This window comes from Pseudomonas chaetocerotis (genome assembly GCF_015712105.2).
In the GTDB taxonomy this organism is placed as follows: domain Bacteria; phylum Pseudomonadota; class Gammaproteobacteria; order Pseudomonadales; family Pseudomonadaceae; genus Aquipseudomonas; species Aquipseudomonas chaetocerotis.
The window spans coordinates 803,234-818,484 of sequence record NZ_JACFYX020000001.1 but is presented as its reverse complement, the minus strand read 5'-3'; the positions used below and the strand labels follow the sequence as shown (position 1 = coordinate 818,484).

General features: G+C 62.8%; 9 protein-coding genes. 6 read left to right on the top strand and 3 right to left on the bottom strand.

The window, feature by feature from the left end; translation table 11 throughout:
* Positions 1-55 precede the first annotated feature (55 nt).
* The 4 genes from H3221_RS03690 to H3221_RS03675 are packed head-to-tail and all read left to right on the top strand — an operon-like array spanning position 56 to position 9,695.
* Positions 56-916, top strand: coding sequence for a protein-glutamate O-methyltransferase (locus tag H3221_RS03690; protein ID WP_160018992.1), 861 nt, complete (start codon positions 56-58; stop codon positions 914-916).
* A gap of 25 nt (positions 917-941) precedes the next feature.
* Positions 942-8,198: an Hpt domain-containing protein gene (locus tag H3221_RS03685; protein ID WP_196475475.1), complete on the top strand. Its 7,257-nt coding sequence runs from the start codon at positions 942-944 to the stop codon at positions 8,196-8,198.
* The gene (locus H3221_RS03680) at positions 8,195-9,214 is read left to right on the top strand and encodes a chemotaxis protein CheB (RefSeq protein WP_196475476.1); all 1,020 of its coding nucleotides are present in this window, start codon (positions 8,195-8,197) and stop codon (positions 9,212-9,214) included. Before H3221_RS03685 ends, H3221_RS03680 begins: the two co-directional genes overlap by 4 nt.
* 10 nt (positions 9,215-9,224) lie before the next feature.
* On the top strand, positions 9,225-9,695 hold the full coding sequence (locus H3221_RS03675; RefSeq protein WP_075744938.1) for a chemotaxis protein CheW: 471 nt from the start codon (positions 9,225-9,227) through the stop codon (positions 9,693-9,695).
* Positions 9,696-9,773: 78 nt separating this feature from the next.
* Here H3221_RS03675 and H3221_RS03670 read toward each other — a convergent pair whose 3' ends face one another.
* The 3 genes from H3221_RS03670 to H3221_RS03660 form a co-directional block, all read right to left on the bottom strand.
* Positions 9,774-11,255 carry an alanine/glycine:cation symporter family protein gene (locus H3221_RS03670; protein ID WP_196475477.1) on the bottom strand — a complete coding sequence of 494 codons (1,482 nt, stop codon included), beginning with the start codon at positions 11,253-11,255 and terminating at the stop codon, positions 9,774-9,776.
* 206 nt (positions 11,256-11,461) lie between these two features.
* Positions 11,462-12,187 carry a 16S rRNA (uracil(1498)-N(3))-methyltransferase gene (locus H3221_RS03665; protein ID WP_192980356.1) on the bottom strand — a complete coding sequence of 242 codons (726 nt, stop codon included), beginning with the start codon at positions 12,185-12,187 and terminating at the stop codon, positions 11,462-11,464.
* 129 nt (positions 12,188-12,316) lie between these two features.
* On the bottom strand, positions 12,317-13,720 hold the full coding sequence (locus H3221_RS03660; RefSeq protein WP_196475478.1) for an adenosylmethionine--8-amino-7-oxononanoate transaminase: 1,404 nt from the start codon (positions 13,718-13,720) through the stop codon (positions 12,317-12,319).
* A 256-nt stretch (positions 13,721-13,976) separates the two neighbouring features.
* Here H3221_RS03660 and H3221_RS03655 point away from each other — a divergent pair, with 256 nt between their 5' ends.
* Positions 13,977-14,522 (top strand): cytochrome b, encoded by a 546-nt coding sequence (locus H3221_RS03655; RefSeq protein WP_196475479.1) that lies wholly within the window; start codon positions 13,977-13,979, stop codon positions 14,520-14,522.
* A 59-nt stretch (positions 14,523-14,581) separates the two neighbouring features.
* Positions 14,582-15,157, top strand: a complete 576-nt coding sequence (locus tag H3221_RS03650; protein WP_090336017.1) for a YceI family protein — start codon at positions 14,582-14,584, stop codon at positions 15,155-15,157.
* The last annotated feature ends 94 nt before the right edge of the window (positions 15,158-15,251 follow it).

Here is a 15,251-nt window from a genome sequence, read left to right as displayed (position 1 = left end):
GAGTGCGGAGGCTGGCGGCAGCCTTCGCTACACAGCCATGACTCAGGGCGAAGGTATGCAGTCAGCGGGCGTTTGGGCATTGCGCCCGGTGGCCGATATGTCGCAAGCCGATTTTCACGACTGGCAGACGCTGCTCGAAGCGCGTACCGGTGTGGTGATCAGCGAGCAGCGGCGCGCTTTTTTGCAGACCAACCTGAGTGCGCGCATGCGCGAACTGGGCGTCACGGATTACGCCAGCTATTACCGTCAGGTCACCGATGGTCCGCGTGGCGCGGTGGAGTGGTCGACCCTGCTGGATCGTCTGACCGTGCAGGAAACCCGCTTCTTCCGTCACCTGCCTTCCTTCGAGGTGCTCTCGCAGTATCTGCAGGAGCGTCTGGCGGCTGGCCTGGGCAAGCCCTGGGAATTGTGGAGCGTGGGTTGCTCCAGTGGTGAGGAGCCTTATTCGCTGGCGATTCAGGCGGCGGAGGTTCTTCAAGGCAGCGAGTTGCCCGAGCATTTCGCGGTGACCGGTACGGATATCAGCCAGGGCGCACTGGGTAAGGCACGCGAGGCGTGCTACTCGGCACGGCGCCTGGAGCAGGTGAATGACGAGCTGCGCGAGCGCTATTTTCTCGCACAGGCCGATGGACGCTTCAAGGTGGTACCGAGCCTGGCAGCACGTGTGTGCTGCGCCAAGCTCAATGTGTTGGAACTGGCCAAGGCGCCGATGTCCGGCATGGATGTGATTTTCTGTCAGAACTTGCTGATCTATTTCCGCCGCTGGCGTCGCCGCGACATCCTCAATCGCCTGGCCGAAAGCCTGGCGCCGGGTGGCCTGCTGGTCGTGGGTGTGGGCGAGGTAGCCGGTTGGCAGCACCCGCAACTGGTGCCGGTGGCCGACGAGCGAGTTCTGGCGTTTACCCGCAAGGGATAAGGCCAAGTTTATGAGTGGAGTGGCTATGGGTGATCGGCATGATTATGTCGCCCTGGAGTGGGTTAAAGGCGAGATCGGGGAAACCCTGAAGCAGGCGCGGCAAGCCCTGGAGGCGTTCGTCGAGAACCCGCAGGACCCTACGCGCATGCGCTTCTGCCTGACCTACGTGCACCAGGTTCACGGCACCTTGCAGATGGTCGAGTTCTACGGCGCTGCTCTGCTTGCCGAGGAAATGGAACAGTTGGCCAAGGCGCTGATGGAAGGTCGCGTGGCCAACCAGGGCGAAGCCCTGGAAGTGCTGATGCAGGCCATCCTGCAACTGCCGGTGTACCTCGACCGTATCCAGACCGCTCGTCGCGACCTGCCCATGGTCGTGCTGCCTCTGCTCAACGATCTACGTGCCGCCCGTGGCGAAAAGCTGCTGTCGGAAACCAGCCTGTTCTCCCCGGACATGTCCGCGCGTCTGCCGGCGCTACCGTCCGATAGCCTGGCGAGGCTGCGTACTGCCGAGCTTCCGGTGCTGCTGCGCAAACTGCGGCAGATGCTGCAAATGGCCCTTGTCGGCGTGATCCGCAATCAGGATCTGGCAACCAATCTCGGTTACATGGCACGTGTTTTCGCCCGTCTGGAAACGCTGTGCAAGGACGCCCCGCTGGGCGGCCTGTGGCAGATCGCTTCCGGCATGGTCGAAGGTCTGGCCAACGGCAGCGTGGTCAACGGTACCTCGGTGCGCACTTTGCTGCGTCAGGTCGACAAGGAGCTCAAGCGCCTGGTCGAGCAGGGGGCCGATGGTATCAATCAGCCCGCTGCCGATGAGCTGACCAAGAACCTGTTGTTCTACGTAGCCAAGGCGCCGGCGCAATCGCCGCGTATTCGCGCGCTGAAGGAGCAGTATCGTCTCGACGAAGCACTGCCCGATAACGAAGTGGTGGATGAGGAGCGTGCCCGTCTGGCCGGTCCTGACCGCGATGCCATGCGTTCTGTGGTGGCAGCTCTCTGCGAAGAGTTGGTGCGGGTCAAGGACAGCCTGGACCTGTTCGTGCGCAGTGATCGCAGTCAACCCAGTGAGCTGGACGCCCTGCTGGCGCCGCTCAAGCAGATCGCCGATACCCTGGCAGTGCTCGGTTTCGGCCAGCCGCGCAAGGTCATTCTCGACCAGATCGACGTCATTCACGGCCTGTCCCTCGGCCAGCGCGAGCCCAACGATGCTGTGCTGATGGATGTGGCTGGTGCGTTGCTCTACGTCGAGGCGACACTGGCCGGCATGGTCGGGCCGAGCGATGACAGCAAGAACGAGCAGAGCCACCTGCCCACCACCGATGTGGCGCAGATTCATCAGGTGGTGATCAAAGAGGCGCGCAACGGTCTGGAGCAAGCCAAGGACGCGATCATCGAGTTCATCGCCTCGCAATGGAATCACGAACACCTGGCACGTGTCCCTGGCCTGCTGACCCAGGTTCGTGGTGGCCTGGCGATGATTCCGCTGCAGCGCGCCGCCGATCTGCTCAATGCTTGCAACCGCTACATTCAGGAGCAGTTGCTGGCACGCAAGGCCGTGCCCAACTGGCAGAGCCTGGACACCCTGGCTGATGCCATCACCAGCGTCGAGTATTACCTCGAGCGTCTGGCCGAGGACCATGGCACGCAGGGTGACCTGATTCTCGACGTCGCCGAGGAGAGCCTGGAAGCACTGGGTTATCCGCTCAAGGAAAAGCCGTCGATTCTCGACCGCGTCGATCCGCCGGAGGAAAGCCTGGCGCCGCTGGCCGACCCGCTGCAGGAAATCGAACTGCTGGGCGCCGAGGACGAACAGCTCGAGGAGCCCCTCGCCGAGGTCGAGCCGCTGACCTTCGATTCGGTCGATGTACCTGACGAAGTCGTTGCCGAGCTGGAACTGGCGGACGTCGAGCCTGACTTGCCGACAGTGAACGAGAGTGCCGAGACCTTCACCTTCGAGCTGGGCGAGCTCGAAGAGCTGCCCGCTGTGCAGAGTGAAGAGATCATTGCTGCGCCATTGTTCGACGCCCAAGATGAGCCGGCGTTGGAACTCGAAGAACTGAGCCTGGAGCAACTGGCCGAAGCTAACCAGTGGGACGAGTTGGAACTGGCCGATCTGGAGCTGCCGGAAGTCGAGCTGCCCAGCGCGCCGCAAATCCAGGTCGAGGAGCCAGTGGCAGAGAAGCCGCTGTCAATGGCTGACGTGATGGCCGCTCCGGTACAGGCTATCAATCCGCCTGCCGCCGATGTACCTCCGAGCCTGTTGCCGCCGCCTGCCGATGAAGAGCCGGTGGATGAAGAGTTGCTGGAAGTCTTTATCGAAGAAGTCGGTGAGGTGCTGGAAACTATCGGCGAATACCTGCCGCAGTGGCAGGCCGATACCGAGAACAAGGACGCCCTGATCGAAGTGCGTCGAGCCTTCCACACGCTCAAGGGCAGCGGCCGCATGGTTCGCGCGCTGATCATTGGCGAACTGGGCTGGTCCATCGAGAACCTGCTCAATCGCGTGCTGGATCGCAGCATCGAGCCAAACGCACCGGTGCAGCAGGTTGTGCTCGATGTAGTGGCGCTGATGCCGGCGCTGGTCGATGAATTCGCCGCCAAGGCTCAGCGTCAGCGCGATGATGTCGATCTGCTGGCGGCCACCGCGCATGCCCTGGCCAAGGGACTGACGCCCCCAAAATCTGACGCCCCGGCCACCCAGCAGGTAGCCGAGCCCGCGGGCGTTGACGACGCTACCGAGGTCGTCGAGCAGGTCGAGTCGGTCACCGACCAACCGCTCGATGGCGAGTTTCTCGACGGCGAGCCCCTGGACCCCCAGTTGCTGGAAATCTTCCGTAACGAGGCGGAAACCCATCTGGATACTCTGGTGGGCTTTCTCGCCGATTGCGCGCAGGAGCTGCCGCAGCCAGTCACCGACGACCTGCAGCGCGCTCTGCACACCCTCAAAGGCAGTGCCTATATGGCCGGCATCCTGCCGGTGGCGGAAATCGCTGCGCCGCTGGAGAAGCTGGTCAAGGAGTTCAAGACCAACCTGATCCAGGTGGATCTGGCGGCCGCCGAGTTGTTGAGCAGCGCCGAGGGTGTATTCCGTATCGGTCTCGACAACCTCGAGAGTCAGCCTCTGGCACCTATTCCTGGCGCCGAGGCATTTCTTGCCCGTGTGCAGGCCCTGCATCAGGAGCATCTCGCAAACGCCGAAGACGAGCGGATGGCACAGAGCGGCGAAAGCCGCGATCCACAGATGATCAGCATCTTCCTCGCCGAGGGTATGGACATCTTGCTGGATGCCGAGGACCTGCTGCGTAAATGGCGCGAGCATCCGTCCGAGCGTCAGGAGCTGTCTGCGCTGCTGGAAGAGCTGACCACGCTCGGTCGTGGCGCTGAAATGGCCGAGCTGCCGCAGATCGACGAACTCTGCGAAGCCCTGCTGGATCTCTATGGCGCTGTCGAGGAAGGCAGTCTGGCCGTCAGCGAACGCTTCTTCGACGAGGCGGAAAAGGCCCACGAAGTGCTGATCGGCATGATGGATCAGGTCGCTGCTGCCTTGCAGGTCAGCCCGCAACCCGAGCGCGTACAGGCGCTGCGTGACCTGCTGAGCGAAGCCATCGATCCGCATACCCTGGCCTTGCTGGCGCCTGGCGCCGAGGGGCTGGAAATCATCGAGCTGGACCAGGCCACTGCCGAGCTGGAGCAAGCCGAGGCAGATCCGCTGCAGTGGCAAGAGTCGCCCGTCGAGCCGGAAATCGTCGAGGCCGCTGGTCTGGAGCAGCAGACCGAGGCCGAGCTGGGTTTCACCCCTGTCGACTCCGACCTCGATGAAGAAATGGTCGAGATCTTCCTCGAAGAGGCTGTGGATATTCTCGACAGCGCCGGTCAGGCGCTGGAGCGCTGGCTCGGTGAGCCTGACAACACCATGCCGTTGTCGTCGCTGCAGCGCGATCTGCACACCCTCAAGGGCGGTGCACGCATGGCCGCGATTCGCCCGATTGGTGATCTTGGCCACGAACTGGAGTCGCTCTACGAGGGCTTGGTCGACCGCCGTTACAACTATTCGCCGGCGCTGGGCAACCTGCTGCAGCAAAGCCATGATCGCCTGGCACAGATGCTCGATCAGTTGCAGGCCCGCCAGCCGCTGGTTTCTGGTGACGACCTGATTCAGGCAATTCGTCATTTCCGCCAGGGCGGTACGCCGCAGAGCCTGTCGGCCGCTGTCGCTCAGGTTGATCCGGCGCTGGACGATGATCTCGTCGAGCCGACCGAAGCGGTTGAGCCGGATAGCGTCGAGCTGCCTTCTCTGACGCTGGTCGAAGACGAAATCCTGCTCGACGAAGCGCCACCGGCAGAGCCTGAGACAGAGTTGCCTCTGATCGACGAAGTCGAGCTGGTATTGCCCGAAGACGAACTGCCAGCTCAGGCTGAGGCTATTGTCGAGCCAGAGCCACAAGGCGCGACGCTGGCCAACTGGCATGAAGAGCGCGATCCCGAATTGGTGGAAATCTTCCTCGAGGAAGGTTTCGATATCATCGACAGTGCTGGCGCTGCTCTGCAGCGTTGGATGGGCGATGTCGACAACAGCCTGGAGCTGGAAGCTCTGCAGCGTGACCTGCACACCCTCAAGGGTGGTGCGCGCATGGCCGAAATTCGCGAGATCGGCGATCTGGCCCACGAGCTGGAGTTCCTTTACGAAGATCTCGGTGGCGGTCGCCTGCGAGCCAGCCAGGAGTTGTTCGCTCTGCTGCAGGCCTGCCATGACCGCCTGGCCGAGATGCTCGAAGCTGTGCGTGGTAAACGAGCAGTGCCGCAGGGCCATGCCCTGATCGAGACGATCAAGCGCTTTCGCGCCAGTCCTGACGAGCAGCTGAGCATCCCGTCGGCGGTCCAGCTCAGGGCCGTGGTCGAGAGCGACGAAGCCGAAGAGGCTGACAGTGACATCCTCGATATCTTCCTCGAAGAAGGCGATGACCTGCTCGAAGCGATGGAGGCAGCGATTGGGCGTTGGGAAGAACAACCTGATGATGCCCGCGCCATCGACGAGATGTTGCGCACGCTGCACACCCTCAAGGGCGGCGCACGCCTGGCTGGGCAGAAGCGCCTGGGCGATCTGAGCCATGACCTGGAGCAGCACCTCAGCGAGGCGCTGCAGCAGGGTGCACCCTGGCCGGAGAGTCTGCTGCTCGACGTGCAGTCCGGTTTCGAAGGGCTGCAGAATGAGCTCGACGTGCTGCGCCAGCGCCTCAGTGCCAGCCTCGGCGATGAGCCGGTGGTGGCCGAGGCTGAGCCAGCGGCAGCGCCTGTGAGCAATCTGCTCAACCCGATCATCGCTGCCAGTGACGTGCCGAGCCAGTTGCAGGCGCCGAAGGTGTTGCCGTTCGTCCAGCGTGCGCAGGAGGCAGCGCTGGAGGCGGCATCCCGTCGCGCGCCACAGGAGCTGGTCAAGGTGCCAGCCGAGCTACTCGAGGGTCTGGTCAACCTGGCCGGTGAAACATCGATCTTCCGTGGCCGTGTCGAGCAGCAGGTGAGCGATGTCGGCTTCACCCTGAGCGAGATGGAAGCGACCATCGACCGCGTGCGTGACCAACTGCGCCGTCTCGATACCGAGACCCAGGCGCAGATCCTCAGTCGCTATCAGGCCGAGGCCGAGCGCGCCGGTTATGAAGATTTCGACCCGCTGGAGATGGACCGCCACTCGCAGCTGCAACAGCTGTCCCGTGCGCTGTTCGAGTCTGCCTCCGACTTGCTCGATCTGAAGGAAACCCTGGCGGCGAAGAACCGCGACGCCGAGACCCTGCTGTTGCAACAGGCGCGGGTCAACACCGAGCTGCAGGAAGGTCTGATGCGCACCCGCATGGTGCCGTTCGATCGTCTGGTACCGCGTCTGCGCCGCATCGTGCGTCAGGTGGCCGGCGAGCTGGGCAAGCAGGTGGAGTTCGTCGTTGGCAACGCCGAGGGGGAAATGGACCGTACCGTGCTCGAGCGCATCGTCGCGCCTCTGGAGCATATGCTGCGTAACGCCGTCGATCACGGCATCGAGCCCACAGCCGTGCGCCGCGATGTCGGCAAGCCGGAAACCGGCACCATTCGTCTCAATCTCGGTCGTGAGGGCGGCGACATCGTTCTTACCCTGGACGATGACGGCGGTGGTATTCGTCTGGAGGCCGTGCGGCGCAAGGCTATCGAGCGCGGGCTGATGGACGCCGACAGCGATCTGAGTGATCACGAAATCCTGCAGTTCATCCTCGAGGCGGGTTTTTCCACTGCCGAGAAGGTTACGCAGATTTCCGGTCGTGGTGTCGGCATGGACGTGGTGCATTCCGAGGTCAAGCAGCTTGGCGGCTCGATGAGCATCGACTCGACGCTGGGTCAGGGTACGCGCTTCACCATTCGCCTGCCGTTCACCGTGTCGGTCAACCGTGCACTGATGGTGTACTCCGGCGAAGACCTCTACGCCATCCCGCTGAATACCATCGAAGGTATCGTGCGGGTCTCGCCGTTCGAGCTGGAGGCCTACTACGCGCCCGATGCACCGCGCTTCGAGTACGCCGGACAGGCCTACGAACTGAAGTACCTGGGCGATCTGCTGAACAACGGTCAGCAGCCCAAACTGGTGGGCCAGAGCCTGCCGCTACCGGTGATTCTGGTGCGTTCCAGCGAGCACGCCGTGGCGGTGCAGGTAGACAGCCTGGCCGGTTCGCGCGAGATCGTGGTCAAGAGTCTCGGCCCGCAGTTCGCCGGGGTGCACGGGATCTCTGGTGCGACGATCCTCGGTGACGGTCGCGTGGTGGTGATTCTCGATCTGCTGGCGACCATTCGTGTGTTGCATGCACATCTGCAGAATCAGCTGATGCCGCGCCTGGCTTCCCGTCAGGCTGCGGCCAATGAAGAGGTCGAGGCCGACCGGCCGCCGCTGGTCATGGTGGTGGACGATTCGGTCACCGTGCGCAAGGTCACCAGCCGTCTGCTTGAGCGTAATGGCATGAACGTGGTTACCGCCAAGGATGGGGTCGATGCCATCGCCCAGTTGCAGGATCACAAGCCTGACATCATGCTGCTGGACATCGAAATGCCGCGCATGGACGGCTTCGAGGTGGCCACGCTGGTGCGTCACGACGAGCGCCTCAAGGATCTGCCGATCATCATGATCACGTCGCGTACCGGTGAGAAGCACCGCGAGCGTGCCATGTCCATCGGCGTCAATCAGTATCTCGGCAAGCCCTATCAGGAATCCTTGCTGCTCGACACCATCGCTCAGTTGGTGGATAGCCATCGGGTCAAACGGACATGACAGACAAAACCTCCGCGCGTATCGCAGTAATCGCCGACACCTCACTGCAGCGTCATGTGTTACAGCAGGCATTGGCGGGTGGTGGTTATCAGGTGGTGCTCAACAGCGACCCGGCGCGGCTCGACGAGGAGCAGTTGGCAGCTTGCGAGACCGACCTGTGGTTGGTGGATCTGGCCCAGTCGGAAGATTCTCCGCTGGTCGACAGCCTGCTCGAGCGCGTCAGCGCCCCGGTGTTGTTCGGCGAGGGACATGCCCCCGAGCGCCACTCGGAGAACTACCCGCGTTGGGAGCGCAGCCTGTTTGGCAAGCTCAAGCGCCTGGTCGGCGATCCGACCCAGGCAGTCGGGCCGAGTTTGCAGGCACTGCTCGACGAAGCACAGCGTCCGGTGCGTCTGGAGCTGCCGCAAGCACTGGCCAACACGCCGCTGAAAGCTGGCGAGCCGGCCCGTCAGGTATGGCTGCTGGCCGCTTCGCTGGGGGGGCCGGCGGCAGTCAAGGCCTTCCTCGATGCCTTGCCAGGTGGTCTGCCTATCGGGTTCATCTACGCCCAGCATATCGACGCCAGCTTCGAGGCCGCGCTGCCGCAGGCGGTCGGCCGACACAGTCAGTGGCATGTCAATCCGGTGCGCCAGGGCGATCCGGTGCGTTGCGGTGAAGTGGTGGTGGTGCCGATCAGCAACGAGCTGGGCTTTGCCGAAGACGGTGCGATGCAGATCGCCGAACGCGGCTGGCCCGAGCCCTACAGTCCTTCCATCGATCAGATGATGCTCAACCTGGCGCAGCAGTTCGGCGCCGAGTGCGGCGTGATCGCGTTCAGCGGCATGGGCAGCGATGGCAGCGCCGCCGCCGCCTACGTCAAACGCCAGGGTGGCGTGATCTGGACTCAGCGCGCTGACAGCTGCGCCAGTCCGAGCATGCCCGACAGCCTGCGCGAGGGGGGGTACAGCAGCTTCAGTGCCGATCCGCGTGAGCTCGCCGTGGCCCTGGTCAATCACCTCGCCGAACATTGCAGTTGAGGACGTTTCAATGAGCCAAGCCGTCGCCACCCAGAACAGCGCCGCCAGTCTTACCGGCTTGCTGGTGCCTCTGGCCGACCGCACCCTGTTGCTGCCCAACGTGGCGGTGGCGGAGCTAATTCCCTATCGCGCTCCGCAGGTCACTGAAGGCACCCCTGACTGGTTTCTCGGCCAGATCGCCTGGCGTGACCTGCGCTTGCCGCTGCTCTCCTTCGAGGCGGCCAGTGGCGGCCAGGCGCATGTCGCCAGTGGTGCCCGTGTTGCGGTGATCAATGCCCTGGGCGGTCGCCCCAAGGTCAAGTTCATCGCGCTGCTGGTGCAGGGTATTCCGCGCTCGCTGAAGGTCGGTAGCGAGCTGCAAGGCGCCGATGTCGAGCTGGCGCCCCTGGAGCTGGGTGCAGCGCGCGTCGGTGAGGAGGTGGTGCGTATTCCTGATCTGGCTGCACTGGAGCAACTGCTCGCCGATGCTGGCCTGATCTGAACCGACCCGGCGCGACCGCGTCGCCCATGAAAAAGCCCCGGCACTGGCCGGGGCTTTTTCGTTACTGCTGTGCGGCTATCAGCGCTGCGGTTGCTGCGCCTCGCCCTTCTCGGCAGTCAGGTTCTCTTCCGAGGTGCTGGTGCTCCAGTAGTCGGCATTCTTGATGCCGAGCTTTTCCGGGTGGAAGACCGGGTCCTTGCCCTCGTCCAGCTGCTGCTCGTAGTCCTTCAGGCACTTGTAGGCGACCTTGTGCATGAGCAGGATGGCGATGATGTTCAGCCAGGCCATCAGGCCGACGCCGAGATCACCCAGGTCCCAGGCGAAGGTGGCGGTGTGCACGGTGCCGTACACGGTAGCCGCGATGATGCCGAACTTCAGCAGCAGGGTGAGGATGGGACGTTTCACCTTGCGGTTGATGTAGGCAATGTTGGTTTCGGCGATGTAGTAGTACGCCAGGATGGTGGTGAAGGCGAAGAAGAACAGGGCAATGGCAACGAAGGCGTTACCGAAGCCGGGCATCATGTTCTCCATCGCGGTCTGCACGTAGCCCGGACCTGCGGCTACGCCAGCGATACCGGTGAACAGCGCGCTGCCATCCGGGGCCTGCACGTTGTACTGACCAGTGATCAGCAGCATGAAGGCAGTCGCCGAGCAGACGAACAGGGTGTCGATGTAGACCGAGAAGCCCTGAACCAGGCCCTGCTTGGCCGGATGGCTGACAGCGGCGGCCGACGAAGCGTGCGGACCAGTACCCTGGCCAGCTTCGTTGGAGTAGACACCGCGCTTGACGCCCCACTGGATGGCCATACCGACGATGGCGCCGAAACCGGCCTCGAGGCCGAATGCGCTCTTGACGATCAGTGCGATGACTTCCGGCAGCTTCTCGATGTTCAGCAGGATGATGACCATCGCCACCAGGATGTAGCCCAGCGCCATGAACGGTACGACCACCTGGGTGAAGTGGGCGATACGCTTGACGCCGCCGAAGATGATCAGACCGATCAGCACGGCCAGTACAGCGGCAGTGACGTTCGGGTCGATACCGAAGGCGGTGTTGACGCTGGAGGCGATGGAGTTGGCCTGTACGCCTGGCAGCAACAGGCCGCAGGCGAACACGGTAACGATGGCGAACAGCCAGGCGTACCACTTCAGACCCAGGCCGCGCTCGATGTAGAAGGCCGGGCCGCCGCGGTATTCACCGTTGAGCTTTTCCTTGTACACCTGGCCGAGGGTGGACTCGACGAATGCCGAGCTGGCACCCAGGAAGGCCACCATCCACATCCAGAACACGGCACCCGGACCACCGAAGGTGATGGCGGTAGCCACGCCGGCAATGTTGCCGGTACCGACGCGACCGGCGAGGGTCATGGTCAGGGCCTGGAAGGAGGTGATGCCGTGCTCATCGGTCTTGCCGGTGAACATCAGGCGAATCATTTCTTTGAAGTGGCGAACCTGGAGAAAGCGGCCGCGCAGGGAGAAGTAGAGACCAACGCCAAGACATAGATAGATCAGCGCCGGGCTCCAGACCAGACCGTTTAGGGTCGAGACCAGTTCGTTCATGCAATGCTCCTGGGCATGCGGCCGCCTTTTGGGCGGGGCCGAAGCCCGTTGTTTGTTATTGGAAGAGGGACGACGCTGCGGGGCGTCGGCCTCGGCCGCGCGCGGATTGCTGGTGAGCGGGTCGCGCGAGCGGCGCGCAGAGCATGACAAAGACTGTCGGTCTTGCAATCTCTTGAGGTCACATTTTGTTACGGCAAGGCGACATTTTACGCCTGGAGGTCGCCCCAGAGCTGTTGGGCGACGCTCAGCGCCACCACGGGAGCCGTTTCCGTGCGTAGAACGCGGGGGCCGAGGCGGGCTGCATGAAAGCCAGAGACTTTAGCCTGATCCACTTCGGCATCGCTCAAACCGCCTTCCGGACCGATCAGAAAGGCCAGGCTGTTCGGTTTTTCGTGGCTTTGCAGGGGCGCTGCGACAGGGTGCAGCACCAGCTTCAGGTCCGCTTCGGTCCTTTGCAACCAGGCGGCCAGTTCCAGCGGCGGGTTGATCACCGGAAGCACCGAGCGGCCGCATTGTTCGCAGGCACTGATCGCCACCTGGCGCCAATGTGCCATGCGCTTGTCGGTGCGTTCGTCCTTCAGGCGCACCTCGCAGCGAGCCGAGATGATCGGGGTGATCTCGTTAGCGCCCAGTTCGGTCGCTTTCTGGATGGCCCAGTCCATGCGTTCGCCGCGCGACAGGCCTTGGCCGAGATGAATGCGCAAAGGGGATTCGCTGAGTCCAGCGATGGCTTCGCGCAGTTCGACGCGTACGCTTTTCTTGCCCACTTCGATCAGCTCGCCGAGGTATTCCTGGCCACTGCCGTCGAACAACTGCACGGCGTCACCCGCCGCGTGGCGCAGCACGCGGCCGATGTAATGGGCCTGCGCCTCGGGTAGGTCGTGTTGGCCGAGGGAGAGTGGGGCATCGATGAAAAAACGGGATAGGCGCATAAAGACAGCTACAGGCGGCAAGTTCGAAGCGGCGAGTTTAAAGCGCCGGTGCGCGCAGCGCACCCTACGGAAAAGCGCTGCCCTTGCCGTAGGGTGCGCCGTGCGCACCGGGTTTCGCTATTGGCTCGCTCAACCTGGATCGCGATGATCGGGAAAACGGTTATCCACCGCCACGCTGACTGATTCGCGTGTGGCGATATCGATGCCTTCGCTGGCCACATCGGCGAGGAAATCGATCTCCTCGGATGTGATGACGTAGGGCGGCAGGAAATACACCACGCTGCCCAACGGGCGCAGCAGCGCACCCCGCTCCAGTGCGTGCTGGTAGACGCGCAGTCCACGCCGCTCCTGCCAGGGGTAGGCTGTTTTGCTGGCTTTGTCCTGCACCATCTCAATGGCCAGGGCCATGCCGGTCTGGCGCACTTCGGCAACATGCGGGTGCTCGGCCAGGTGCGCGGTAGCACTGGCCATGTGCGTAGCAAGGGCCTTGTTGCGCTCGATCACATTGTCATCACGGAAGATGTCCAGGGTCGCCAGCGCGGCGGCGCAGGCCAGCGGGTTACCGGTGTAGGTGTGCGAGTGAAGGAAGGCGCGCAGGGTGGCGTAGTCGTCGTAGAACGCGCTGTAGACCTCATCGGTGGTCAGTACCGCGGCCATCGGCAGGTAACCACCGGTCAGTGCCTTGGACAGCACCAGGAAATCCGGGGTGATGCCGGCCTGCTCGCAGGCGAACATCGTGCCGGTGCGTCCGAAGCCGACGGCGATCTCGTCGTGGATCAGGTGCACGCCGTAGCGGTTGCAGGCTTCGCGCAGCAGTTTGAGGTAGACCGGGTGATACATGCGCATACCGCCAGCGCCCTGGATCAGCGGCTCGACGATCACTGCTGCGACCTCATGATGATGCTCGGCCAGCGTCCGTTCCATATGGGCGAACATGGCGCGTGAGTGCGCTTCCCAGCTCACGCCCTCCGCGCGCAGGTAGCAGTCTGGGCTGGGCACCTTGAGGGTGTCCAGCAGCAGGGGTTTATAGGTGTCGGTGAACAGCGACACGTCGCCCACCGACATCGCTGCGACCGTTTCACCGTGGTAGCTGTTGCTCAGGGTGACGAAGCGCTTCTTACTCGCCTGGCCGCTGTTGAGCCAGTAGTGGAAGCTCATTTTCAGCGCCACTTCGATGCCCGATGAACCGTTGTCGGCGTAAAACACCTTGTTCAGGCCGGCCGGGGTGATCTGCACCAGGCGCTCGGATAGCTCGATGACCGGTTGGTGGGTGAAGCCGGCGAGCATCACGTGCTCGAGACTGTCCAACTGATCGCGAATGCGCGCATTGATGCGCGGGTTGGCGTGGCCGAACACGTTGACCCACCAGGAGCTGACCGCGTCCAGGTAGCGCTTGCCGTCGAAGTCCTCCAGCCATACACCAGAGGCCTTGCGAATCGCCACCAGCGGCAGGCGTTCGTGATCCTTCATCTGGGTGCAGGGGTGCCACAACACGTCGAGGTCGCGTTGCATCCAGTGGTCGTTCAGGCTCATGAGGAATCTCCCAGTGTCCGGCGGCACAGCCTACCAGAAGCCACCGCTGAGACGTGCTCGTTGCCGCTGGTCTGGTGCAATGCACAGTCCATGTTGCTGCCGATCAACTCTGCAACGGGTGCGTTGAACTAAACTGATTTGCAAAAGTAAGCCGAAATGAGATATCGCATTTCTCGATGTTTCGTAGCGAAATTTTCCATTTTAAATCGATATATTTGTCGTTAATCTTGCCCGGAACCGAATTAGGGACGCTCCCATGCAATGGCGTAATACCTCTGCTCGTTATGGTCTGGTCAGCGTCGTGCTGCATTGGCTGGTGGCCTTGGCTGTGTTCGGCCTGTTCGCCCTCGGCTTCTGGATGGTGGGGCTCAGCTACTACGATCCGTGGCGTCAGAGTGCGCCTGATCTGCACAAGAGCATCGGCATCCTGCTGTTCGCCGTGATGCTGCTGCGGGTTCTGTGGCGTTTGTGCAGCCCGGCCCCGGCAGCCCTGGCCAGTCACGGCCGGCTCACGCGCCTGGCCTCCAGGCTGGGGCATGGCGCCCTCTATCTGGGCCTGTTCGGCGTGATGATTTCCGGCTACCTGATTTCCACCGCCGATGGCCGTGGTATCGAGGTGTTTGGCTTGTTCAGTGTGCCGGCGACCCTGACGGGTATCGCGCAACAGGAAGACATTGCTGGGGCGATTCACGAATACCTGGCCTGGGGGCTGGTGATTTTCGCCGGCCTGCATGGCCTGGCCGCTCTCAAACACCATTTCATCGACCGCGACAGCACCCTGCTGCGGATGTTTGGGCGCTGAAGCAATTCATAACCGGGCTCATGCCCATCTAGATCGACAACCTCGCAAGGAGAACACCCATGTTGAAGAATGCCCTCGCTGCACTGGTTCTGGGCTCCGCTCTTATCGGCGGCCAGGCCGTGGCGGCTGATTACGCCATCGACAAGCAAGGCCAGCACGCCTTCGTCAACTTCAAGATCAGCCACCTGGGCTACAGCTGGCTGTACGGCACCTTCAAGGACTTCGACGGCACGTTCAGCTTCGATGCTGCCAACCCCGAGGCGAGCAAGGTCAACGTGACCCTGAAGACCGCCAGCGTCGACACCAATCACGCCGAGCGTGACAAGCACATCCGCAGTGCCGACTTCCTCAATGCGAGCAAGCACGCTACTGCCACCTTCGAATCCACTTCGGTCAAGTCCACTGGCGAAGGCACTGCTGACGTGACCGGCAACCTGACTCTGAACGGCGTGACCAAACCTGTGGTGATCGCTGCCAAGTTCATCGGTGAAGGCAAGGATCCGTGGGGCGGCTATCGCGCTGGCTTCGAAGGCACCACCACCCTGACGCTGAAGGACTTCGACATTTCCATGGATCTCGGCCCGGCTTCGCAAACCGTCGAGCTGATCATTTCGGTCGAAGGTGTTCGTCAGTAGTAAAAGGGGCGAGGCGGGTCATCGGTGCGCACGGCGCACCCCGCGCAACGGACACGCCAGCGCACCATGAAAAACGCCGCCCGATGGGCGGCGT